General features: G+C 37.3%; 22 protein-coding genes, 10 tRNA genes, 2 rRNA genes, 1 other RNA gene and 1 pseudogene (1 of these 36 cut by a window edge). 6 read left to right on the top strand and 30 right to left on the bottom strand.

Annotated elements, in window-relative coordinates:
• Positions 1-13 precede the first annotated feature (13 nt).
• Positions 14-1,234 carry a helix-turn-helix transcriptional regulator gene (locus tag Q5760_RS04685; protein WP_428911073.1) on the top strand — a complete coding sequence of 407 codons (1,221 nt, stop codon included), beginning with the start codon at positions 14-16 and terminating at the stop codon, positions 1,232-1,234.
• 98 nt (positions 1,235-1,332) lie between these two features.
• On the opposite strand, the gene pstB is transcribed toward Q5760_RS04685, so the two are convergent.
• From pstB to Q5760_RS04655, 6 genes are all read right to left on the bottom strand, one after another.
• Positions 1,333-2,103 (bottom strand): phosphate ABC transporter ATP-binding protein PstB, encoded by a 771-nt coding sequence (pstB, locus tag Q5760_RS04680; protein WP_428911072.1) that lies wholly within the window; start codon positions 2,101-2,103, stop codon positions 1,333-1,335.
• 61 nt (positions 2,104-2,164) lie between these two features.
• The gene (gene pstA, locus Q5760_RS04675; RefSeq protein ID WP_428911071.1) at positions 2,165-2,989 is read right to left on the bottom strand and encodes a phosphate ABC transporter permease PstA; all 825 of its coding nucleotides are present in this window, start codon (positions 2,987-2,989) and stop codon (positions 2,165-2,167) included.
• 1 nt (position 2,990) lies between these two features.
• Positions 2,991-3,905, bottom strand: a complete 915-nt coding sequence (pstC, locus tag Q5760_RS04670) for a phosphate ABC transporter permease subunit PstC (protein ID WP_428911070.1) — start codon at positions 3,903-3,905, stop codon at positions 2,991-2,993.
• A 69-nt stretch (positions 3,906-3,974) separates the two neighbouring features.
• Positions 3,975-4,817 (bottom strand): phosphate ABC transporter substrate-binding protein, encoded by an 843-nt coding sequence (locus Q5760_RS04665; protein WP_428911069.1) that lies wholly within the window; start codon positions 4,815-4,817, stop codon positions 3,975-3,977.
• Positions 4,818-5,057: 240 nt separating this feature from the next.
• Positions 5,058-6,401 carry an amino acid permease gene (locus Q5760_RS04660; protein WP_428911068.1) on the bottom strand — a complete coding sequence of 448 codons (1,344 nt, stop codon included), beginning with the start codon at positions 6,399-6,401 and terminating at the stop codon, positions 5,058-5,060.
• 226 nt (positions 6,402-6,627) lie between these two features.
• Positions 6,628-7,269: an FMN-dependent NADH-azoreductase gene (locus tag Q5760_RS04655; protein WP_428911067.1), complete on the bottom strand. Its 642-nt coding sequence runs from the start codon at positions 7,267-7,269 to the stop codon at positions 6,628-6,630.
• A gap of 350 nt (positions 7,270-7,619) precedes the next feature.
• Here Q5760_RS04655 and Q5760_RS04650 point away from each other — a divergent pair, with 350 nt between their 5' ends.
• Positions 7,620-7,826: a zinc ribbon domain-containing protein gene (locus Q5760_RS04650; protein ID WP_428911066.1), complete on the top strand. Its 207-nt coding sequence runs from the start codon at positions 7,620-7,622 to the stop codon at positions 7,824-7,826.
• A 234-nt stretch (positions 7,827-8,060) separates the two neighbouring features.
• The gene (locus Q5760_RS04645; protein WP_428911065.1) at positions 8,061-8,600 is read left to right on the top strand and encodes a methylated-DNA--[protein]-cysteine S-methyltransferase; all 540 of its coding nucleotides are present in this window, start codon (positions 8,061-8,063) and stop codon (positions 8,598-8,600) included.
• 640 nt (positions 8,601-9,240) lie between these two features.
• On the opposite strand, the gene Q5760_RS04640 is transcribed toward Q5760_RS04645, so the two are convergent.
• Positions 9,241-9,522 carry a DUF2325 domain-containing protein gene (locus Q5760_RS04640; RefSeq protein ID WP_428911064.1) on the bottom strand — a complete coding sequence of 94 codons (282 nt, stop codon included), beginning with the start codon at positions 9,520-9,522 and terminating at the stop codon, positions 9,241-9,243.
• Between the two features lie 441 nt (positions 9,523-9,963).
• Here Q5760_RS04640 and Q5760_RS04635 point away from each other — a divergent pair, with 441 nt between their 5' ends.
• Positions 9,964-10,707: an NADPH-dependent oxidoreductase gene (locus Q5760_RS04635; protein WP_428911063.1), complete on the top strand. Its 744-nt coding sequence runs from the start codon at positions 9,964-9,966 to the stop codon at positions 10,705-10,707.
• Positions 10,708-10,802: 95 nt separating this feature from the next.
• On the opposite strand, the gene Q5760_RS04630 is transcribed toward Q5760_RS04635, so the two are convergent.
• The 3 genes from Q5760_RS04630 to Q5760_RS04620 all read right to left on the bottom strand — a co-directional run bounded on the left by Q5760_RS04630 (position 10,803) and on the right by Q5760_RS04620 (position 12,890).
• Positions 10,803-11,411, bottom strand: a complete 609-nt coding sequence (locus tag Q5760_RS04630; RefSeq protein WP_428911062.1) for an alpha/beta hydrolase — start codon at positions 11,409-11,411, stop codon at positions 10,803-10,805.
• A gap of 45 nt (positions 11,412-11,456) precedes the next feature.
• Positions 11,457-12,395, bottom strand: coding sequence for a ring-cleaving dioxygenase (locus tag Q5760_RS04625; RefSeq protein ID WP_428911061.1), 939 nt, complete (start codon positions 12,393-12,395; stop codon positions 11,457-11,459).
• A 96-nt stretch (positions 12,396-12,491) separates the two neighbouring features.
• Positions 12,492-12,890 carry a DoxX family protein gene (locus tag Q5760_RS04620; RefSeq protein ID WP_428911060.1) on the bottom strand — a complete coding sequence of 133 codons (399 nt, stop codon included), beginning with the start codon at positions 12,888-12,890 and terminating at the stop codon, positions 12,492-12,494.
• A 313-nt stretch (positions 12,891-13,203) separates the two neighbouring features.
• On the opposite strand from Q5760_RS04620, the gene Q5760_RS04615 reads away from it, so the two are divergent.
• On the top strand, positions 13,204-13,821 hold the full coding sequence (locus Q5760_RS04615; protein ID WP_428911059.1) for a nitroreductase family protein: 618 nt from the start codon (positions 13,204-13,206) through the stop codon (positions 13,819-13,821).
• Between the two features lie 106 nt (positions 13,822-13,927).
• On the opposite strand, the gene Q5760_RS04610 is transcribed toward Q5760_RS04615, so the two are convergent.
• Positions 13,928-14,485, bottom strand: a complete 558-nt coding sequence (locus Q5760_RS04610; protein WP_428911058.1) for a GNAT family N-acetyltransferase — start codon at positions 14,483-14,485, stop codon at positions 13,928-13,930.
• A 265-nt stretch (positions 14,486-14,750) separates the two neighbouring features.
• Here Q5760_RS04610 and Q5760_RS04605 point away from each other — a divergent pair.
• A pseudogene (locus Q5760_RS04605) lies at positions 14,751-15,134 on the top strand (LAGLIDADG family homing endonuclease); the annotation flags it as partial.
• A 418-nt stretch (positions 15,135-15,552) separates the two neighbouring features.
• On the opposite strand, the gene ssrA reads toward Q5760_RS04605, so the two are convergent.
• From ssrA to Q5760_RS04510, 19 genes are all read right to left on the bottom strand, one after another.
• Positions 15,553-15,889, bottom strand: a transfer-messenger RNA (tmRNA) gene (ssrA, locus tag Q5760_RS04600).
• Positions 15,890-16,083: 194 nt separating this feature from the next.
• Positions 16,084-16,551, bottom strand: a complete 468-nt coding sequence (gene smpB / locus Q5760_RS04595) for an SsrA-binding protein SmpB (RefSeq protein WP_428911057.1) — start codon at positions 16,549-16,551, stop codon at positions 16,084-16,086.
• Positions 16,552-16,730: 179 nt separating this feature from the next.
• Positions 16,731-19,076, bottom strand: coding sequence for a ribonuclease R (gene rnr / locus Q5760_RS04590; RefSeq protein WP_428911056.1), 2,346 nt, complete (start codon positions 19,074-19,076; stop codon positions 16,731-16,733).
• 44 nt (positions 19,077-19,120) lie between these two features.
• Positions 19,121-19,867, bottom strand: coding sequence for an alpha/beta hydrolase (locus Q5760_RS04585; protein WP_428911055.1), 747 nt, complete (start codon positions 19,865-19,867; stop codon positions 19,121-19,123).
• 286 nt (positions 19,868-20,153) lie between these two features.
• Positions 20,154-20,390 (bottom strand): preprotein translocase subunit SecG, encoded by a 237-nt coding sequence (gene secG, locus Q5760_RS04580; RefSeq protein WP_428911054.1) that lies wholly within the window; start codon positions 20,388-20,390, stop codon positions 20,154-20,156.
• Positions 20,391-20,496: 106 nt separating this feature from the next.
• Positions 20,497-21,027 (bottom strand): DUF6241 domain-containing protein, encoded by a 531-nt coding sequence (locus Q5760_RS04575; protein WP_428911053.1) that lies wholly within the window; start codon positions 21,025-21,027, stop codon positions 20,497-20,499.
• 100 nt (positions 21,028-21,127) lie between these two features.
• Positions 21,128-21,319 carry a TM2 domain-containing protein gene (locus Q5760_RS04570; protein WP_428912494.1) on the bottom strand — a complete coding sequence of 64 codons (192 nt, stop codon included), beginning with the start codon at positions 21,317-21,319 and terminating at the stop codon, positions 21,128-21,130.
• 233 nt (positions 21,320-21,552) lie between these two features.
• Positions 21,553-21,626 (bottom strand) — tRNA-Arg (locus Q5760_RS04565).
• A 16-nt stretch (positions 21,627-21,642) separates the two neighbouring features.
• A tRNA-Tyr gene (locus tag Q5760_RS04560) sits at positions 21,643-21,726 on the bottom strand.
• 33 nt (positions 21,727-21,759) lie between these two features.
• Positions 21,760-21,835, bottom strand: a tRNA-Phe gene (locus tag Q5760_RS04555).
• Between the two features lie 186 nt (positions 21,836-22,021).
• A tRNA-Asp gene (locus Q5760_RS04550) sits at positions 22,022-22,098 on the bottom strand.
• A gap of 3 nt (positions 22,099-22,101) precedes the next feature.
• A tRNA-Met gene (locus Q5760_RS04545) sits at positions 22,102-22,175 on the bottom strand.
• Between the two features lie 21 nt (positions 22,176-22,196).
• A tRNA-Ser gene (locus Q5760_RS04540) sits at positions 22,197-22,289 on the bottom strand.
• Positions 22,290-22,409: 120 nt separating this feature from the next.
• A tRNA-Ala gene (locus Q5760_RS04535) sits at positions 22,410-22,476 on the bottom strand.
• Between the two features lie 57 nt (positions 22,477-22,533).
• A tRNA-Thr gene (locus tag Q5760_RS04530) sits at positions 22,534-22,609 on the bottom strand.
• A gap of 4 nt (positions 22,610-22,613) precedes the next feature.
• Positions 22,614-22,689: transfer RNA gene (locus tag Q5760_RS04525), tRNA-Val, on the bottom strand.
• Between the two features lie 71 nt (positions 22,690-22,760).
• Positions 22,761-22,835, bottom strand: a tRNA-Glu gene (locus tag Q5760_RS04520).
• A 62-nt stretch (positions 22,836-22,897) separates the two neighbouring features.
• Positions 22,898-23,013, bottom strand: a 5S ribosomal RNA gene (rrf, locus tag Q5760_RS04515).
• A gap of 59 nt (positions 23,014-23,072) precedes the next feature.
• A 23S ribosomal RNA gene (locus Q5760_RS04510) occupies positions 23,073-23,673 on the bottom strand (it continues 2,335 nt past the right edge of the window).

Genomic DNA, 23,673 nt, shown 5'->3' with positions numbered 1-23,673 from the left:
AGGGGGTATTCTTTTGGTAGGAGATATTATAAAAGTCGGCCAAATTATCCATTTCGTAACGAGAATGGATACGATATTGATTGATCAGGATGGTAATGCCTTGTTTCAATCGGTAAACCATTTCATCCCAGCAGTATTAGATCATCCTAAGAATGAATACACACATATAAATGATGTACTTTATAATAACCCGCCTCATCATTATTATCACTATATCAATATATTCGGTCTTGAATATATGGCTGTTGGGATTTGGAAGGGGTCATCTTTTTTGGGAAGTATAGTAGTCGGACCTTTCATTTCAAGTATGTCGATTATTGATCTAATAAAAGACATTATTTCTAGAAATAATCTCCCTATAAGTGAACGTAAACAACTAGAACAATTCTATCAATCCTTACCCGTATTAGGTGAAATAGAGTACAAAAGTATCGGAGAATTGCTTGTTAATATGTGTGGTCATGATTATATCCCAGCACAACGAATCTCTTCAAGTATACAGACATCTTCCCTAAGTCAAACCCGTTTAAAGGTAAGTATTGAAGAAAACAAAGACATTATCGAAAGTAGATATAAAACTCAAAGGAAGTTAATGGATGCTATAGCTAGAGGAGATAAAACAGAAGCCAATAACATCATTCACTCTATGTCAGGGGTATTAGAGTTCTCCAATCGTATTCCTGAGAGTCCCATCCGTTCATCTAAAAATATGGCCTTTGTCATGAATACATTATTAAGAATGGCCGCTGAAAGAGGTGGTGTACACCCTGTTTATCTTCATAATATTTCAGAAAGATTCGCCATTTTAATCGAGAGAACCATTAATATCCCAAATTTGCAAAAGCTAATTGTATTAATGACTAACGAATATTGTGATCTTGTAAATACATTTGCTACCGGTCATTATAGCCCTATTGTAAAAAAGACAGTTGACTATATTCTATTAAATCTAGGGAACTCGTTAACCTTAAGTCAAATTGCGGAAAAAATATATGTTAATCCCTCGTATCTTTCACGAAAGTTTAAAGAAGAAACGGGAATGAACATAACAGATTTTATTAATCAAAAAAGAATTGAGGAGGCAAAATTATATTTGCAAAGGGGAAATATAGTTATTACAGATATTGCCTTTCTGGTAGGTTTTAATGATTTAAATTATTTCAGTAAAGTCTTTAAAAAATTGACATCGATAACCCCCACACAATATGCGAAAAAGTGGCCTCCCTTCCTTTAAAAGAAACGGAGGGAGGGACCCTAGTCCACTCCCTCCATTTCATGATAACAGTACAATTGTTTCAAACGATCCACTTTGATTCGCTTGTGTATAAGAACTCAACCAAATCGTCCAGTAATATAATCTTCTGTTCTCTTATCTCTTGGTCTTGAAAAGATTAAGTCTGTTTCATCATATTCGATGATTTCTCCATTTAAGAAGAATGCGGTTTTATCGGATACACGTGCAGCCTGTTGCATGTTATGCGTTACGATGACAATCGTATAATTTTCCTTCATCTGTGTAATTAACTCTTCTACTTTTAAAGTGGAAATTGGATCTAATGCAGAAGTAGGTTCATCCATTAAGATGACATCTGGCTTCATGGCGATGGCACGAGCAATACATATACGCTGTTGTTGACCACCAGAAAGTCCTAGTGCTGAAGTTTTTAAGCGATCTTTCACTTCATCCCAAATGGCTGCACCACGCAAACTTTCCTCAACAATTTGATTCAATTCTTTTTTATTTTTAATTCCTTGTCCTCGGGGACCATACGCAACATTATCGTAAATACTCATTGGAAACAAATTGGCTTTCTGAAAAACCATTCCAACCTTCGTTCTTAGTTTAATCACATCATTACTTTTGTAAATATTTTCATCATTGATCGTGATATCACCACTTATCTTTACTCCGTCAATTAAATCATTCATCCGATTGAGCGTTCGTAAGAAAGTCGATTTTCCACAGCCGGAGGGACCGATAAAAGCGGTAACTTCCTTTTCCATAATATTCATTGAAACAGAAAATAGAGCTTGCTTCTCTCCATACCATAGATTCAAATCATGTACGTTTATTTTCGTCTTTCCATTTAATTGCTGATACATGGCAAAAAAACCCTTTCCTTCTTATTTAAACATCATTAAAATTAACGATTCTTAAAACTTTCTAATAATCCGCTTTATTTAAGATTTTCGAAATAATGGTTGCTAAAAAGTTCAACACAAAAATGATCACAATTAAGACAATCCCGATTGCCGATGCTAGTTCGATGTCACCCGATTCCTGGGTTACTAAATACGAATGAACCGTTAACGTTCTCGCTGAAGAGAAGATTCCTTCAGGTAATGCCGCTACTGTTCCAGCGGTTAAAAAGATTGCAGCAGACTCTCCAACAATTCGTCCAATAGAGAGAATAATACCTGATAAAATTCCAGGCATCGCGCTAGGTAAAATCACCTTATAAAGAGTTTGCAGCTTTGTATTTCCTAAAGCAAGAGAGCCTTCACGATATGACTGTGGTACTGTTTTTAACGATTCTTCTGTTGTACGTATAATAACAGGTAAGATAATGATCGTTAAGGTCAAAGAGGCTGCAATAATGGACATGCCGAATTTTAAAGTAGTTACAAAAAATACAGCCCCAAATAACCCGTAGATAATCGAAGGAATTCCGGTTAAACTTTCCGTAGCAAAACGAATCATTTTGACTAATCGACCTTGCTTTGCATATTCCTGCAAATAGACGGCAGCCAAAATTCCAATTGGTGTTGCAATGATTAACGAAATGACAATGGTATAGACTGTTGTCACGATCATTGGCCAAATTCCCCCACCACCTACTGGTGAGTAATCACCGAAAATAAAATCGAAGCTTATCAAGCGAAAACCTTTCACAAAGATAAAACCTACAATCATAACAAGAATGGCAATTGTTAAGAAAGCTGCAAACCATAGCAGTCCACGTAATAAACCATCTTTAAACTCTCTCAACTTAATTACCACCTTTCGCACTAATTTTTGCCAATACAAAATTCAACAATAAAATGAAACTGAATAGAATGATTCCAGTTGCAAATAACATTTCCTGATGTGTTCCTGCGGCATATCCCATTTCCAGGGCAATATTTGTCGTTAATGGACGAATACTATCGGTTAGACTAGTTGGGATAATGAGACTGTTTCCCGCTACTAATATAACAGCCATTGTTTCACCAATCGCTCTTCCCATTCCTAGAACAATCGCTGTCATAATTCCAGATTTTGCAGCAGGGACCACGACTCTAAAAATAGTTCTTATTTCAGAAGACCCTAGCGCTAATGATCCTTCACGATACGTTTTTGGAACAGCACGAATCGCTGTTTCGGAAACGGTAACGATGGAAGGTAACATCATAATCGCTAATACAAGAATAACAGCCAGCAAGCTCTGACCTTTTGCTAACCCTAAATTATTTTGTAAAAAAGGGACGATGATGGCTAATCCGAAGACTCCATATAAAACAGAAGGGATTCCTGCAAGTAACTGAACAGCAGGCGAAATTATTTTGGCTAATCGTTTAGGAGCAATTTCAGCTATAAAAATCGCTGTAAATAATCCTACTGGAACCCCAATAATTAATGCACCGATTGTGGCAAAGATTGAGGCCACAATCATTGGAAAAATCCCGAATTTATCTTCACTTGGTACCCAATCTACACCGAAAAGAAAGTCAATAAAACTATACCCCTCCACTACAAACGGACGGACTCCTTTATAAAATACAAATCCGACAATTAAAGCGAGACAAATGACGGATAATAGAGCACATAAAAGAAATATTTTCCCAGAAAATTTTTCTAGCATATATTTCCTTTTATTTGACTGATTCATTTCAGTTGTTTGTTTCTCACTAGATAGGCTTGACATATTCATTCCTCCAAAATCACTTAAAACATTAATGCCTATTAATAATGAACAATATTAAATACTAATTCCTTATTTTAATGGAATTACACCAGCTTCTGATACAATTCCTTGACCCTCTGAGCTTAAAATATAATCTATAAACTGTTGTCCTTCTTGGCTCAGGTTTTCCTCTTTATGTACAAATAGAAATGGTCGTGACAGTTTATATTTTTGTTGGAGAACATTCTCAGCCGTAGCTTCCACTCCATTTATATCTATTGTGGAAATTGAATCATCAATGTATTCGAATGATATAAATCCTACAGCGTGTTTATTCATCGCAACGGTCGTTTTTATATTACCGTTTCCACTTGCAACAATCGCACTTTTAACTAATTCACCAGAAGAGTAACCTACTATTTCTTGAAAGGCGTCACGCGAACCAGAGCCATCTTCTCTTGATACAACTACGATTTCCATGTCTTCGCCACCAAGGTCTTTCCAATTAGTCACTTCGCCTGTAAAAATCTGTTTTACTTGTTCCATCGTTAGATCTTTTACTTTATTGCTTGGATGGGTTACTACGACAATTCCATCATAAGCAATGATGTTCTCAGTAAGACTAGACTTTTCCTCTTCTTTCAAATCACGAGAAGACATTCCAATTTCTGATACCCCATTTATCGCATTGGTAATTCCCGCAGAGGATCCAATTTGATTGATTTCTATTTTTATGTCCGATTGTTCTTCATATTTAGCAGCCAACTTCTCAGCTAATGGCCCCACAGAAGTAGAACCAGAAATGGACAGTGTATAAGAATTCTTATCCGATGATCCAGTTTGACTTTCATCCGCTATACTACCACATGCAGTAAACACGAAAACTATAAATAATAGGAATAGCCCTATTTTTACATTTTTAAAGTACGACATTTCATAACCTCCAAGATGAAAAATAGCAACCTCTCCAGAATATATATAGTATGTAAAGATCACGTTAGTCTTTTGTAAAGGTTTTGTAAACTCTTTAAGTGGGAGTAAATAAAAAGTAAATAATATTACAAAAAGTTAAAGATTCCCTTCATAGTAGTTTCCATAATAAAAAAATTATTATAACCTAAAATAGGTGTCAGGCACCTTCCAGAAACTGGAAGGTGCCTGACACCTATATTTTTATTTATTACTTGTTTTTTTAACGATAAAAGAAAGGACAATTAATGTTACAAGAACAATTAAACATACGGTCGTTCCAATTACGTTATTTGGATTGAATAAAAACGAGATAAAGATTATTGATAATGCCAAGGCCCCGATAACAGTAGTAAATGGAAACCATTTTACTTGAAACTTTGGTTTAGTTGGGTACTGTTTGCGTAATTTAAGTTGAGCACAACAAATTCCAATCCAAATTACCAATACCGTAAATCCTGGAATAGACATGAGGTAACTAATTACTTCATCTGGTGTCATGTATGATAAAAATACCCCTGCTAAAATAAAGAGAATTGTAACTAAAATACCATTTAAAGGGATTCCTTTTGGAGTGATTTTTGCAAAGACCTTAGGAGCTTCCCCGTGCTTTGCCATTGTATACAAAGTCCTAGAAGTAGCATAAATACCTGAATTTGCTGCTGAAAGAACAGCTGTTAGTAAAACAAAATTCATGATATGCGCTGCACCTGGTAGCCCTGAAAGTGTAAACACTTGAACAAAAGGACTATCCTGCCCACTTACTTGGTTCCAAGTGATAATTCCACAGATGATCAAAATAGGTAAAACATAGAAAATAATCACGCGGAATACGGTACTTTTGATGACTTTTGGTATTACCTTTTCACTATCTTTTGTTTCAGTCACAGCAACCCCGATTAATTCAGCACCACCGTAAGAAAACATCACAACAAGAAATGCACTGAACATGCCGCTAAATCCATTCGGGAAAAAACCGCCATACGCGGTATAATTAGAAAATGAAGCTGATGAGTTTGTAGGAAAGATGCCAAATAAAATGAGAGCACCTAAAATGATGAACGCGACTAACGTAAAAATTTTAATACTAGCAAACCAAAATTCCATTTCACCATAGTTCTTTACTTCAAATAAATTGATTCCAATAATAACAGCTGCACACAGCATACTTAATATCCATAATGGAATATCTGGAAACCAAAACCTCAGGAAGCTTCCAGCTGCAATTAATTCGACCGCAGTCACAACAACCCAGTTAATCCAGTATAACCATCCAACAATAAAGGATGGACGAAATCCGAAGGCTTTATGAATGAGATTCTGTACATTTAAATTTGGATAAACAGTGGTCATTTCACCCATTGCAGTCATCACAATAAATAATAAAAGTCCACCTATCATATAGGCTATTACAACACTGGGACCTGCTAAATTTAATGTATCTGAACTACCCTTAAAAATCCCGGTCCCAATCATACCCGCTAGAGCAATAAATTGTACATGTCGGGGTTTTAGTCCCCTTTTTAATTCATGTTGATTTTCTGACATACCTTCACACCTAACTACACATTGATTAGATTATTTTCCCCTTTTCTATAAGAGGTATCCATTAGATAATGTTTTTGGGAATAAACGCTTTTTAGCGTTAAAGCAACACTATACTAGAATATCATATTTTACTAAACTGTCAATTTACAATTTTAGCCAAACCCCCATTAAATCATAAAAATAGGGATAGAGCATTATGGCTCTATCCCTATTTCACAATATAATACTATGCATTAACTGTTACTAATTTTCTAGCTGCTTCTTTTACTTTTTCCAAACCATCCGCAATAATTTGATCTGCTTGATCTGGAGCCATTGCATGACCTTCGATAATGACTTCATCGATAAATTTCATTCCAAATACTCCACCAAATACATTACGAATATAGTTAGCAGCCATTTCCATAGGAGCTGCTTCTGGAGTTGAATAAATCCCGCCACGAGCACTAAGAAGAATAGCTTTTTTATCAGTCATTAATTGAACGGCGTTTCCGTTTTCATCATATTTGAAAGAATAACCTGCTTGATATACATAATCGACAAAAGTTTGTAATTTTGCTGGAATAGTTAAGTTCCATAATGGGAACGCAAAAACAACTAATTCTGCTGCAGATAGGGCATCCATTGCCTTTTGTTTTGCTGCTAATAGACGTTGCTCATCAGCTGTTAATTCCTCACCATTTTGTACTTTTCCAAATGCAGTTAAAAACTCCTGTCCGAAGTATGGAGTATCTTCTTGGTATACATCATACACAGAAACATTTAAGTTCTCCGCACCTTTGACTTCTTCCATAAACGTTTCGTACATTTTGCTTGATACCGCTTCTGAAGCTGGTCTATTGTTTGCTCTTACTACTAGTACATTCATTTATATGATCTCTCCTTTAATTTACCTTTATTTTAAATATCTTGACTTAATAATAAATGAATAAAGCGTATTTATCAATCATACTATTTGACTGTATTTATAGAAAAAAAAGGTAATTTTGACCGGTTTGAGCATCCTTTAGTCCAAATTTATTATACTCAACAATGCATTGGGACATTTTGTAAGTAGCAGTTATGTTAAATACTTCAAATTTAAAACATTTTCGCTACAAAGGTAGTTTAACCTGAGGATGTGTTTTTTAAATTACTTCATGTTGGTAAGTACTGAAACTTTTTACTAATCATTTCCGTATAAAAGTTACAAATCATTATGTAGAGAGGTGTAATATCATGCATGAAAAAGGTTGTATTAAATGCGGTAGCAAAGATGCAGGAACTAAGGAAGTTGCAATGACGGGAACAGGATTATCAAAAATTTTTGATGTCCAACATAATACGTTTATGGTTGTTTATTGTAACAACTGCGGTTATTCCGAATTCTACAATAAACAATCTTCTAAAGGTTCAAACATTCTCGATTTATTTTTTGGTTCATAAAGTACACTTCCATCAGTGGAGTTTTACTTATGCTTAGTTGAGTCCAGAGGATGCGGGTTACACAGGCGTTTTTAGGCTGTATACATATTGTTGGTTCTTTAAAGTCAGTTGATCTCTCACTCTTTTAGTATTTCTACAAACCAGAAATTATGAGTCGTCTGTCTTACGATCCGTTTAAACGGTATAAAGTCGTGTTATTATAAGTAGGACACATTATAGATAGAAGGAATAAAGATGAAATTAAATAGTAGACCGACCATTTATTGGTCCTTGTTATCTTTTAAGGATTGGAAATTTTATATAGCGGCAACTGAAAAAGGTCTTGCTTTTGTCGGTTCGCTAAACAAACCATTTGAAGAATTGTCTACATGGGTAGAAAAATACTTTTTAGGTAGTCCTCTTATTGAAGATGCTAAAAAGCTCCAACCCTATATAAATGAAATGATTGAATTTCTTGATGGTAAGCGAAAAACGTTTACGGTTCCATTTGATTACAGTGGAACAGACTTCCAACTTGCCGTATGGAATGCCCTATGTCAAATTCCATACGGTCAAACGAAATCCTATTCTGACATTGCAACATATATAAATAAACCGAACGCTGTACGAGCTGTGGGGACAGCGATTGGAGCTAACCCCATCTTAATCACGGTACCATGTCATCGCGTTATTGGAAAAAACGGGGCAATAACTGGGTACCGTGGGGGGGTAAAAATGAAGAAACAGTTATTGGAGCTGGAGAGTCATGTTTTAAGGAGTCGCACCTTTCATTAGTATGGGTAATTTTTACAAAGTATTTCTCGATAGGAGAATGTAACCCCGATTCGTATAGAATGAATGGGGATTGATGCAATGCGACTTTAGTGAAGGGATAACGACTATCTAGCTTCGCATGGGACCAACTGATTTCACTTTGTTCACTCATCTGGTTGTGTCACGAAGGATTTGGGGAAGGACATGAACACGCGTTAGCGATCCTTCCTTGGATAGTCATTTACTTCCCATAGCTTGTTATAAAGTGCGTATACTAGATTTAATATTGGATGAAATGACGGCTATTGGTCTTGGGATAGGATTAATCGCTCCCCATTTTGCAAAAAATAGGAGGAAGCGCTCACTTCCATGTTATTCCACGTTTATTATTGATCGGAGCTTTGTTTAATTCTAATTCCGTTACTATCATCTCAAGTTGTCGCCGCACCAGCAGAATTGCTTGTTTGTATTTTATGTCCATAACCGGAGCGTCCTTTTTCGCTTCTTTATTATTAAAAACGAGAGTAGAAGGAACATTTATTGAAAGTGAAAGTGAACGGGAAGGTTCTTTATATCAAAAAAATAATTTCTAAATTCTAACCTCTCTTATTCAGACTAGATTTAATATGCTTGTTATTTCAATATTTCAACTTAAATAGGACTAGTCTACATTTTTAAGTGTTTGAAAAATTGAACACCAAGAACGCTTTGCAAAAAAGATAGGTATAGCATGCTTTTTAGCTCGTTGCTTAATACCAGTTGATAAATTATGATTCACATAGTCTGTTAATACCAGTATGTAATTTATATGTTCAGGTATAGACATTTTCACCATTTGTACTTTTCTCCCGCTAATATGTTGGATTTCATTAAATCCAAGTGACGATAACTTTTTGGGAATAACACCTAACTTATCTGCACCAACAATTAATAACGATCGCATATCCCTTCTCCTCCATTACATATATTGATTTTATTAAAATATTTCCACATCATTTGAATTGCAACATAGACAGTGCTCTAAATTAGTATCATTCTCCCTATTCATAAGCTCTTCCTCATTTATGAATCCACAACATACGCAAATAATAAATTTAATCTCCCCCTCTTCTTTATATTTCTATGTGTTCAATTACTTTAGTTGATAATAATTCTCAACTCTATCTAGGATTATTTTAATTGATAATGATTATCAATGTCAATATCATTCGGTTCACTTTTTAGAAAAATGTAATAATTACTCAACCTCCTTTGATCCTGCTTATTATAAATACTAGTTTCAAGGAACCATTGACTTTGCAATAAAGTGGGTTTTCTTGCTTCTCTAAATGAATGTTCGTTACAATTACTTATAGAGGTTAAAATGAAAATGGAGGGAATTTCTTTGAATGAGGTTATTCAATCATTGCTTTCACATCGTTCGGTTCGTTCTTATCAAAACAAACCAGTAGATGAGGAAGAGTTGAATCAGATTATTCAGGCCGTACAGGCATCCCCTAATTGGATTAACGGTCAACAGTATTCGATCATTGCCGTAAAAGATCCTGAACGTAAGAATAACTTAGCGCAGCTTTGTGGGGGACAGAAGCACATTGAAGAAGCTCCAGTGTTTCTTATTTTTTGCGCTGACTTTTATCGAACCTATTTGGCTAGCCAAATGGAGAACAAGTCAATGGACGCCATTTTTGATATTGATACCTTAATTGTTGGAACTACAGATGTAGGGATCGCATTAGGTACCGCAGTTGCTGCTGCTGAATCATTGGGTCTTGGAACAGTTCCTATTGGAGGAATTAGAAGAAATGCACTCGAAGTGATTAAAGAGCTTAACCTACCACCTTATGTCATTCCTGTTTCAGGATTGTGTGTTGGTCACCCCGCACAAGTCCCAGACCAAAAACCACGTCTTCCAAAGGAAGCCGTTTATCACGAAGAAATATACCAACAAGAAATGTTACCACTACTGGAACAATATAATGATGTCTATAAAAAGTATTTGGAAGAAAGAGCACAAAACAATCGTGCTGGAACTTGGACAGAAATGGTTGCTACCTTTTTCAGTAAATCTTACTATCATGGAGTGAGTGATATGTTAAAACAGCAGAAATTTCCTGGTGGGGAGAAATAACTGGTGTTCTAAAAGCACACACTCCTTTACTTTTACAGAATAGAACAAATCAAAAAACGACTCGAAGATCGAGCCGTTTTGATTTGTTCTTGATTTTAATTTATAAGCTTTTGATACCAAGTTGCTGCAGCATTTACTTCTTCTTGGGTCAATTGATGACCTCTATTTCCCCAATGAAGTTCTACCTTTGCTTTCGATTTCTCTAATAGCGATTGTAATTCTACCGATTCCTCTGGTGAGCAAATCGGATCGTTTGTTCCAGCTGCTATAAACACAGACTTCCCAGTTAAATCAGGAAGCTCAATTCCTCTTCTCGGAACCATTGGGTGATGAAGAATGGCGCCCTGTAATGAATGTTGGTAATGAAACAATAAGCTTGCTGCAATATTAGCTCCATTTGAATAACCGATTGCAAGTACATTGTTTCTATCAAATTCATACTTTTCGGCTGCCTCATCTAGAAACTCATTTAATTCTTTTGTTCGAAAAATAAGATCCTCTTCATCAAATACACCTTCAGCCAATCTTCTGAAGAATCGAGGCATCCCATTTTCTAACACATTTCCACGAACACTCAAGTATGTAGCCTCATCATCAATAATTCCTGCAAGAGGCAACAGATCTAATTCATTTCCACCTGTGCCGTGGAGCAGTAATAGAGTAGGTTTTGATTCATTCTTTCCTTTTTGGAATAGATGTTTCACATTTGTTCAGCCCTTCCATCAAATGAAATTTCGCTTTCATTCATATCAGTCTAGTTCTCTTACTTCAAATGGTAACAATCCTTGTTCTATTTGTTTTCTATACTTTTCATACTGCCCAGGCAACTTTAAATTTTCTCCCATTGTTTCTTGTGATTCATCATGAGCAAATCCTGGAGGATCTGTCGCAATTTCAAATAAAATATCTCCCTGCTCTCTAAAGTAGATAGCATTAAAATAATTTCGATCTTGTACCGGGGTCACTCCATATCCATTATCTTTTACATACTGTTTCCATTCTAGTTGATCTTCGTCATCTTTGGCACGCCAAGCAATGTGATGAACAGTTCCTACTCCCATCTGACCGCGCCCCATAGGTGTTAGGTATAGATCGATGATGTTACCAATTTCTGCAGTAGATCGGTAACGAGCAAAATCCCCTTCTTTTCCGACGAACTCTAGTCCCATCACTTTTTCTAACAATTCACTTGTTTTAGTTGGCTTTGTGGATAATAAAGTAGCACCTCCAAAGCCCTTAATCGCAACATTTGGAGTCACATCCCCAAAATTCCAGGTATTCGCTTCTCCTTCGTCCCTTTCAACTATTTCTAAGTGTAATCCATGTGGGTCTTCGAACTTCAAATATTGCTCTCCGAAGCGTTCCGTTTTTGTATATGAAACGGTAAACTTTTCGAGTCTCTTTTCCCAAAATTCCATTGCCCCTTTAGGTACGACATAAGAAGTCACACCTACTTGACCACCGCCAATAACGCCTTGTTGTGCTCCAGCCCACGGAAAAAATGTAATAATCGTTCCGGGTTTCCCACCTTCATTTCCGAAATACAGATGATACGTTTCTGGATCATCGAAATTGACTGTTTGCTTTACCAAACGCAATCCTAATATTCCTGCGTAAAAATCTACGTTCTCTTGTGGATGACCAACAATTGCGGTTATATGATGAATTCCTGTTGTTTTTTTAGTCATCTTTTTTACACCCCATTCCATTTTAGATCGACAAACTTGATTTTCTTATTTTGCCCAATTATTTTATTAATTTATTAATTTTTAATTCGAGATATTTTAGAATAAAAATGCATCTAATGCATATTGTCCAGGACCGATTAAAGCTATTCCTATCGCTACTGCAAGCAATGTTAGGTTGTACTCATATCCATTGGAAGTTGACCACAAACCGTTCGAACCATGCACCTTTGCAATTGCCACTACCATTGTACCTGCAATCATGATTCCAGCAAGTGGCGTTAATAGTCCTAGCACGAACAAAATTCCTCCAATTAGTTCGGTTAGGCCTGCGATAAGTGCCATCGTTACACCAGGTTTAATGCCTATTGATTCAAACCAGCCGCCTGTACCTTTTACACCATAACCGCCAAACCATCCAAATAATTTTTGAGCTCCATGTGCTACAAATAGTAATCCAATCACCAAACGAATAATTAACAATCCAATACTTACCATTCTAAATTCCTCCTAATTTTAATTATCTTTAATTCGAGATACTTCTTAAAAAAATTTATAACCTGTAACTTAAAATAGGTAAAGGTTTGATCGATATGATAGTCACCCTCCTAAATTACTTTTAATTAAGTTATCTTTAATTCGAAGTAATAATAACATCTGTATTTATACATGTCAACCACTTTATTATATTTTTTTATTTTAATTATCTCTTGTAGCAAAAATATTTTTTTAACATAGTATTTACTAGTTACTATTATCTAGTTACAAGATTATAATGTTATTAAATCTATTTAAAAGAGGAGCATACAGAATGGAATTTATCGAATTAGCTAAAGAAAGACGTTCCGCGATCAATTTTCAATCAGATATTAAAATCTCTGATGCAGAATTACAGGAGATCTTTGAAGTGGTTAAAACTCACCCTTCTTCCTTTAATATTCAAACAACACATTATTATGTTGCTAAATCGGAAGAAAAGAAAGCAAAGGTCAAAGAAGCATCATACGGTCAGCATAAAACTCTTAGTGCTTCAGCAACAATTATCGTATGTGGTGATTCAGAAGGATATAAGGAAGCACCTCGCTTATACGAAGGCATGAAATTACTAGGGATTATGGATGAATTAGAATATAACGATACAATTGCTGCCATTAATAATTTATATGAAAATAATTCTAAGTTTATAGAAGACGATAATATTCGTAATGCTTGTCTATCGGCTATGTTATTTATGTTGGCTGCTAAAGATCAAGGTTGGGATACTTGCCCGATGCATGTACATAATGTACAAACCATTAAAGAGATTTACAAAATTCCAGAGAATCATCAACCCGTTCTAATGATTACTTTAGGTAAATCTGTTAAGGAAAAGATAAGGCCAAGAGGTTACCGAAAGCCTGTTGGGGAGTTCGTTCATTTTGTTGATTAGGTATTTTATTTGATGTATTTTATAAAGAGATAGAGACAAATTGAGTTTTACATAAGAACGCAAAACGGACTCACCATTATTGGAAAGTCCGTTTTATATATAGCAGTTAGTCTACTTCTCGAATTAAATAGTCGTAAATATGATGATGAACGGAAACTGTTTTTTTATACCTGAATCCAAGGTTATGATATAGTTTTCGTGCATTTACATTATTTTCTTCTACTAATAAAGAAACAGTTTTATATCCTGCTTGCTTTGCCTCTGAAAAGCTTGCTTCTAATAGACGAGTTCCAATCTTTTTGCCGCGATATTTTGGATTTACACTTACCGTATCTATGTAAAAATCGGTTTCATCCGCTTCTTTGTCAATGACTGGAGTTTGTCCCTTTTTGCCTTTTAAGTATTGTTTAATTTCTTCATCCAGTTTTTCTGCATCTTTCCCAGGGTAAGTTAATACAAGACCGACTACTTTTCCCTCCAACTCCTTTACTAAACAATTTTCGAAACTCAACCGATTCTCTTTTCTTGAAAATAAGAATTCTAATGATTCAAGTACTTGATCTCTTTCTGTCTCTCCGGTCAAGCTATGGGCAATATCTAAAATTGCATCATAAATTAAAATAGCCGCTTCTCTCTTGTCCTCACTATTCGCTTCTCTAATCATTTACCTCTTCCTTTTTTTCAGTATTTACCACCAAAACTAGAAAATGATATACATATTTTCCTAGTAACGATAAAGGTTTTCCTTACACTTTTAGTGCTCTACTATATACAAACTTTAACACGAAACCTACCAATATTCCTGCAAATCATGTCTACATATGTGATAAAAGTAATATACAGAGAAAGGGATCTATTATACAATAAATAGGAACATACATTCTTGTTATAAAAGAGGGGATCATATGTTTTAATGGGAGGCTTCTTACGTAGCTGGAATAATAGATGGTGAAGGTACAATAACACTCTCAAGAAGACATACAAGAGAGTATCGAAGACCATGTATATCTATTGCATCAACAGATATAGAATTATTAATTTATGTTCAAGATCTAATAGGAGGAAGGATAAATAACAAGCGAAATTATAATCCAGAGAAACATAAAAATTCCTATACTTTAACTGTCACAAAGAAGGAAGATGTTGTTTCTACATTATATTCTATAGAACCAATTCTTAGAGTTGAAAAGAAAAAACTCCGAACTAAATGGATCCTTGACTATTACGAGTCAGTTACTCTTCGAAATGGTAAATATAATACTGAAAATTTAAGAATAAAAACTAATTTTGAAAATGATTTTTTTAATATTTAAATAAGAGAAAAAAATTGCACAAAAATGATTGTTACCTAGAAGCAGATACATACACGCAAAAACGGACTTACCCTTATCGGTAAGTCCGTTTTAATGTAGTATATACCACCAAATGTTATGTATTGGTGGAGACGGTGGGACGTGCACTTCCATGCTTTCGACATGGCACTGACTATATCTTAGACCTGCTTATCTAACAGGCCCTCTGGCGTATTATGCGAATCATAGATTTACCTCAGTCAAGGTAGGATTTCGCATCCTAGTACTACCAAATCTGCTGGTAGCCTATAAGTCGATACACAGCTGTTGGATTACTCCTCATACTGCTCGGTATTGCCTTATCGCCTCAAAGCGACTTAGGTTTCACCGATCAAGCCAGATTTTCACTTATGTGTTACCACATAAGGCGACTAATTACTAATCGAACCCACGTCCAAGAATATCGTCACTTAAGCTTCTACGAGTGTAGTCGATATATTCGCATTTCGCTGATCCTTATGCCTATCGACCGGCGTCCGGTCAGCTAGTCTGGTTGTTCTCTTCCTTCATCCTCAGACGGTGGAATCCGGCGTAGCCCACTAAAGTTGAGTCCCTTACCCTACCACATGGGCGATGGAGGGAGGAACCGCTAAGCGCTTATTAGGCAGCTAAAGCGAAGTTGTTTTGTTGTTTGCCAGTTATAGGCTTTGGCGTTTTAACGCAGCCGACCCCTGCGACTCGCAACCTAAGCTCGAACTACCCCTGTCGAATCCGTAGCGTCCCCATATAGAAAATCGTCGATGAATTTAATCATCTATCCGATTCGCGCTTATGCGCTGACGTTATGGAATGCTCGAAGGTCGAGCTAAGATTAACTTGTCAGCTCATTGCCTCGCTGACATTTATTATTATAGCATAAACAAATTTGATTTCAATTGTTAGTTACTGGTTATCTTTCCAATTGCAAATCCTACATCTTTTGGCTTTCACGGAATGCTCGTTCAATATCTCGCTTCGCTTCTTTCTTCTTTAAGTCTTCACGTTTGTCGTATTTCTTTTTACCGCGAGCTAATCCGATTAAGATTTTTGCATAGCCATTTTTCAAATAAATCTTCAATGGAACAAGTGAGTATCCAATTTCTTTTGTTTCACCAATTAATTTATTGATTTGCTTGCGATGCAATAATAGTTTTCTAGTGCGTTCTGGATCATGGTTATATCGGTTTCCTTGTTCATATGGACTAATATGACAGCCGATTAGAAACACTTCACCGTTCATAATTTTCGCATAGGAATCCTTTAAGTTCACTTTACCAGCACGAAGCGATTTAATTTCAGTTCCTTGTAAAACGATTCCCGCTTCATATGTTTCTTCAATAAAATAGTCATGATTGGCTTTTCTATTTTGTGCTATGACTTTACCTGTACCTTTTGGCATAGAGCTTTCCCCACTTTCATTGCTCCATTCTATCAAAAATTTCCGTTCCGAACAATTCAAAACCCCGTTCCGAATTTATATGTTCTAGCCTTCTAGGGTTCCGAATATTTCGGAACCCCCCTTTCGAGTCAGATATGTTGGTTCGTTCAGGTTTGAAACAGGAGAACCGTCCCCCTGTTTCAGCGTTTTTTCTTTCGCTTTGCTTTTGGTGCATTTTCAAAGAATTTTTTATTTCTACTTTTTTTCGAAGAGGATTTTGGTTTTCCGCTTCCTTCTCCACTTTTTCCTCGTCTGTTAGTTCCACCAGATTTATCATTTCGTGGTTTTCGTTCAGAACTTCCTGTTTTAAAGACTCGTGTTCCTTCGTTCGGTTCACGTCTACGTGTCCCTTTCATTCCGACAATTTCAAAATCGATGGAATGCTCATCCTTATTAACATTGATGACACGAACCGTGATTTCATCACCAATTCGGAAAACATTACCGGTTCGTTCCCCTATCATCGCAAAATGGCGTTCATCATAACGATAATAATCATCCGTCATATAGCTAACATGAACCAGTCCTTCAATCGTATTGGGAAGTTCCACAAACATCCCAAAGTTTGTGACAGAACTGATAATCCCATCATATTCCTCACCAATTTTATCTTCCATATACTCCGCTTTCTTCATCTCATCTGTTTCACGTTCTGCATCAACCGCTCGACGTTCCATTTTTGATGAATGTTCCGCGATGTCAGGAAGTTGTGCATCCCATTTTTCCCGAGTTGCTTGATCCAGCTTCCCATTGATGAGATACGTGCGTATTAAACGATGAACAATTAAATCCGGATAACGGCGGATCGGCGACGTGAAATGAGTATAAAATTCGGTTGATAGACCAAAGTGACCTAAGCTCTCTGGATCATATTTTGCCTGTTGCATCGAGCGTAGCATAACGGTAGAAATCACCATTTCCTCTGGCTTTCCTTGCACTTCTTCTATAATTTCTTGAAGCGCACGCGGATGGACGGAGTTAGCTGTTCCCTTTACGATATAACCAAAATTCGTGATAAATTCAAAGAAGCGACGAAGCTTATCTTCTTTTGGATCTTCATGAATCCGGTAAATAAACGGTACTTCCATCCAATGGAAATGTTCTGCAATGGTTTCATTTGCAGCGAGCATGAATTCCTCAATTAAACGTTCGCCTACTGAACGTTCTCGAATCACAACATCTGTTGGTTTTCCATCTTCTTCAACTAATACCTTCGCTTCTTTAAAATCAAAATCTATCGCACCACGATGTTGACGTTTACCATTTAATATTTTTGCCAATTCATGCATCAGTTGAAACATAGGTACAAGGGATTCATATTTTTTCATTAATTCTTCGTCTTGGTCAACCAAAATTTTATTCACATCAGAATAGGTCATTCGTTCGGTTGTCTTGATGACACTTTGGAAAATTTCATGGTTGACGACAACCCCATCACTATCAATTTCCATTTCACAGGATAAGGTCAGGCGATCAACTTTTGGGTTTAATGAACAGATGCCATTAGACAGACGATGTGGAATCATTGGAATCACTCGATCGACTAAATAGACACTTGTTCCTCTATCAGCCGCTTCACGGTCGATTGGAGAACCTTCTGTTACATAATAACTTACGTCTGCAATATGTACCCCTAACTTATAATTACCGTTTTCAAGCTTAGAAACTGTAACTGCGTCATCTAAATCCTTAGCATCTGCGCCATCGATGGTCACAATCGTTTCATTTCTTAAATCACGGCGATTTCCAAGCTCTGCTTCATCAATAGAATCTGGCGTTTCATGTGCCTGCTGCATGACTTCTTCTGGAAAATCCCCTGGCAACCCATGTTTATGGATGACGGATAGGATGTCTACTCCTGGATCGTTTTTGTGACCAAGAATTTGTACGACTTCCCCTTCAGCACTCATTCTACCTTCAGGGTATGTGGTTAACTTAACAACCACCTTATGACCTTCTACCGCCCCATTTTTACCTGCATTTGGGATAAAAATATCTCCGGCAAATTTCTTTTCATCTGGAATGACAAAACCAAAGTTTTTGCTTTCTGTATAGGTTCCTACAATCGTCTGAATGCCTCTCTCGAGAATCCTAACAATGGTACCTTCTCGACGTTGACCAGAACTTTCTGACGTAACCCTTGCCAACACGGTGTCACCATGTAAAGCATTTTTCGTTTCACTCGGTGGAATGAAAATATCATCCATTCCTTTTTCCTCTGGAATGACAAAAGCAAATCCTTTGGCATGACCGGTTAACTTCCCTTTAATGAGATTCATTTTTTCAGGCAATCCATAACGATTGCTTCTAGTACGGACAACAAGTCCCTTTTCCTCCATTTGGACAAGGGCCTTGACAAAATCCTTAAATGTAGATGAATCTTCTACACCTAAAGCCTGCTCTAATTCTTGGACTGTTAATGGTTTATAAGCTTCATCTTTCATATAATGCAATAAACGATCGATGTGCTGTTGAATTTGATCCATTCTATCCCTCCTTTAGTTTCCTATTTTCTTTTTTCTAGTCTTGTTCACTCTTCCCAGTCTAATGTTTCTAAAAACTGATAAACGTCTTCATGTAACTGGTCTTTTTCCTTATCTAACGTGATGACATGTCCTGAGTTTTCGTACCATTTTATTTCTTTTTGTGGTGATTCTGCTCGATTATAGATAATATTTGCACTATCTGTATTAATCATTCCATCATTTCTAGCTTGTACAACAAAAAGCGGTGCATAAATAAGATCAATTTGATCACGCACATCAGCAATTAATTCTTGTAATGCTTTTAATGTATTCATCGGAGTCTTCTGAAATTCTTCCATTTCCTTTTCAATTTGTTCCTCCGATTTTCCTTCCATTCTTTTAGCATTCCGTGCATACTCCAGTACACCCTTATACATAACTTGCTCACTTTTAATATAAGCAGGGGCACACATGGGGATAATCCCTTTTACAGGTACAGTGTAACCCAATTTTAGGGAAAATACCCCTCCCAGGGATAGACCCGCAACAGCGATCTCCTTATGCCCCTGGTCTTGAAGATATTTATAGGCGTTCATGACGTCCTCCCACCAATCCTCTGGACCCGTATGTACAAGCTCTTCCGGTGGGACTCCATGCCCTTTAAAAATTGGTGCATGACAAGTATATCCTTTCTTTTCTAGATAACGACCTAGCATCCGAACATCAGCTGAATGACCTGTGAATCCGTGTAATAAAAGAACTGCTCTTTTCCCCTTACCAAATGTAAACGGCTTTGGTGCTACTATTTTCAATTTTTTTGTTCCCCCTTGTTGATCTTTCGTTTGTAAAATCGTTCATGAACGTAATCAAAGGATTGTTTGTGGTGATGAAGACTAATGAACTATGGTCTTAGCTATGTTATGGTCTTCATTAACGATATGAAAACCGTCTTTCATAGATTCCATGTTCAGTTTAGTCATCATTACCGTAAGTTATCTTTAGTTTAAGCAAAAGTCTTCCATGCATGCTAGTATTTTGATTGTGTTTTGTTTGCCAATGCAAAAAGCCTGACCGACGAAAAGGCCAGGCTTTTTTCTATTAAAGTCCGAAATACGATACGGCAATAGCAAGAATAAAAAACAAAACCGCTAATACAACTGTCAATCGATGAAGAATTAAATCAATTCCACGGGCTTTTTGTTTTCCAAACAATTGCTCAGCACCACCAGAAATAGCTCCTGATAATCCAGCACTCTTACCTGATTGAAGAAGAACAATAATAATAAGGGCAATTGCATCAATAACAAGTAAAGCCATTAAGATCGTATGTAGCATTTAAGTACCTCCTGATAAAAAACACGCTTTTACAATGTTTCTATTTTAACACACAACTTTACTAGTTCCAAATAGATTCGTTATTTTTTACAAATCCCTAACAAATCTATTCCTCGTTTTCGATATTAAAATATTTTGCTATTAATTGTTTTTCTTCTTCAACAGTTAGAATGCCAGTTGCTTTTCCCACTGTTCCATTTTGAAGTGTCCAAATTGTATTGTGATCGCTATCAACGTGCGAAAAATTACTTTCTTTCCAACGGTTTAAAATATCTAGATAAACATCAGCATGGTCATATTGATTGACGTTTACTACCTCTATCAATCTATTAACACGTTCCATTGTTAATGGAGTAAAGCCCCATTTTTCCTCTGCTCTCACTTTTTGGTGACTCATTTTATGAATGACGTCTTGAACTTGACCTTCGCTCATATCATTTGGCAACTCTTCTTCAATCGGCTCCGTTATATTCTCTTGAATTTCGATAAAAGTATCCGTGTTCTCTTGGCTTTGTTCAGATGTAGATGTTGTTTTTTCAGTAATTGTTACCGATTTCTTATTTGAATAATCAAAAAAAACATATCCTCCAGCGCCTACAAGTATAACTAACAAAAATAGTACGACTGCCTTTTTCATATAATATAACTAAACTCCCATCTATTTATACAATTATTAGTTTAATTGTAACGAAAGTATTTTATTCTATCAATTTTATTGCATGGGAGATTTTTTATGATCAAAAAACTCCAAATCTTCTGTATCCTTTGTCATGTTTTCTAGCAAAATTCTCATCACTTGATACAAGAAATATAACGCCCTCTATAAAGCTTACAATGGCAGGAATATATGTCCAGCATAATACATATAGGATACCCCATCCCCATCTACCTAAATAAAATTTATGTATTCCTAGATCACCTAAGGAAATTCCTAATTATAACCTATAAATGTTGATATTACAGATAATTCTAGCAAAAGATAGGTCTATTATATCATTAAAATAGTACTAAAAATATTTTAACTCAGTTAAACGAAAAAGAAAAACCCTCTATTTTACTAAATAAAATAGAGGGTTTGCTGAATTTTAATTCTCTGAATCATTGATCGTTTTGTAAACAAAAAGACCTCATCCATAAAAAAATGATAAGGTCTTTTTAAATACGCGCCTTAGAGGATTCGAACCTCTGACCGTACGCTTAGAAGGCGTATGCTCTATCCAGCTGAGCTAAAGGCGCATTAAACATTTATGTATGGTGGAGGGGGACGGATTCGAACCGCCGAACCCGAAGGAGCGGATTTACAGTCCGCCGCGTTTAGCCACTTCGCTACCCCTCCAAAGGGTGTAAGGACATAGGAAATATTAAATAATGGTGGCTCAGGACGGAATCGAACCGCCGACACATGGATTTTCAGTCCATTGCTCTACCGACTGAGCTACTGAGCCGTATAAAATAGTACTTCCTAAATTTAACTAGTGATCGAACTACTTGTGCTTCAAAAGCTTTGGCTTTTGTTGCAGAACGAATCCCCTACGGGACGATTCGTTTCTCTACCAACTGAGCTACTGTGCCACAAATCTATTTAAACAGTAGTGAGCCATGGAATCCTACTGGAAAACAAAAAATATAAATGGCGGTCCGGACGGGACTCGAACCCGCGACCTCCTGCGTGACAGGCAGGCATTCTAACCAACTGAACTACCGGACCGGATTGCGGGGACAGGATTTGAACCTGCGACCTCCGGGTTATGAGCCCGACGAGCTACCGGACTGCTCTACCCCGCGATAATGGTATTTGGATTTAAATGGCGGAGGAAGAGGGATTCGAACCCCCGCGCGGTTTAACCCGCCTGTCGGTTTTCAAGACCGATCCCTTCAGCCAGACTTGGGTATTCCTCCACTTTAATATAATGTTGAGATGGATCTTGTAGGACTCGAACCAATGTCCTTTCAGCTATGAACTGAATACTCTAGCCAGCTGATCTACACCGCCACAATAGAGAATAGTCTTTTAAATAGTGGAGACTAGCGAGATCGAACCGCTGATCTCCTGCGTGCAAAGCAGGTTCTCTACCAACTGAGCTAATGGCTCGTACTTAATTAAAAAATAGTGGTCTTTCATCTAAAATACCACTAGTAAGGATGGTGCCGGCCAGAGGACTTGAACCCCCAACCTACTGATTACAAGTCAGTTGCTCTACCAATTGAGCTAGGCCGGCAATATGGTGGAGGATGACGGGCTCGAACCGCCGACCCTCTGCTTGTAAGGCAGATGCTCTCCCAGCTGAGCTAATCCTCCGACGTACAGGATGTGCTAGTGCATGCGTTGCGACAGGATGTCGCGCACTTAGCAGACCTTCCTTTTAAAAATGGTGACCCGTACGGGATTCGAACCCGTGTTACCGCCGTGAAAGGGCGGTGTCTTAACCGCTTGACCAACGGGCCATAGTTACCTATTTTTGTCCATTAGACAAAAATAAAGCCCCTAATATTTCTAAAAGGGGCTAGCCTGGCAACGTCCTACTCTCACAGGGGCAAAGCCCCAACTACCATCGGCGCTGAGAAGCTTAACTTCCGTGTTCGGGATGGGAACGGGTGTGACCTTCTCGCCATTGTTACCAGACTATTTTGTTGAAGGATTGTTCCTTCAAAACTAGATAATGCTGACATTCATCATGAATTGTGGTTAAGTCCTCGACCGATTAGTATTTGTCAGCTCCACGTGTCACCACGCTTCCACCTCAAACCTATCAACCTGATCATCTTTCAGGGGTCTTACTAGTTTAACACTATGGGAAATCTCATCTTGAGGGGGGCTTCATGCTTAGATGCTTTCAGCACTTATCCCTTCCGCACATAGCTACCCAGCGATGCTCTTGGCAGAACAACTGGTACACCAGCGGTGCGTCCATCCCGGTCCTCTCGTACTAAGGACAGCTCCTCTCAAATTTCCTACGCCCACGACGGATAGGGACCGAACTGTCTCACGACGTTCTGAACCCAGCTCGCGTACCGCTTTAATGGGCGAACAGCCCAACCCTTGGGACCGACTACAGCCCCAGGATGCGATGAGCCGACATCGAGGTGCCAAACCTCCCCGTCGATGTGGACTCTTGGGGGAGATAAGCCTGTTATCCCCGGGGTAGCTTTTATCCGTTGAGCGATGGCCCTTCCATGCGGAACCACCGGATCACTAAGCCCGACTTTCGTCCCTGCTCGACTTGTAGGTCTCGCAGTCAAGCTCCCTTGTGCCTTTACACTCTACGAATGATTTCCAACCATT

This window comes from Niallia sp. Kr1 (assembly GCF_050389805.1).
In the GTDB taxonomy this organism is placed as follows: Bacteria; Bacillota; Bacilli; order Bacillales; family Cytobacillaceae; genus Bacillus_BD.
The sequence above is the reverse complement of the archived record's forward strand: the minus strand, read 5'-3'. Positions and strand labels throughout refer to the sequence as shown.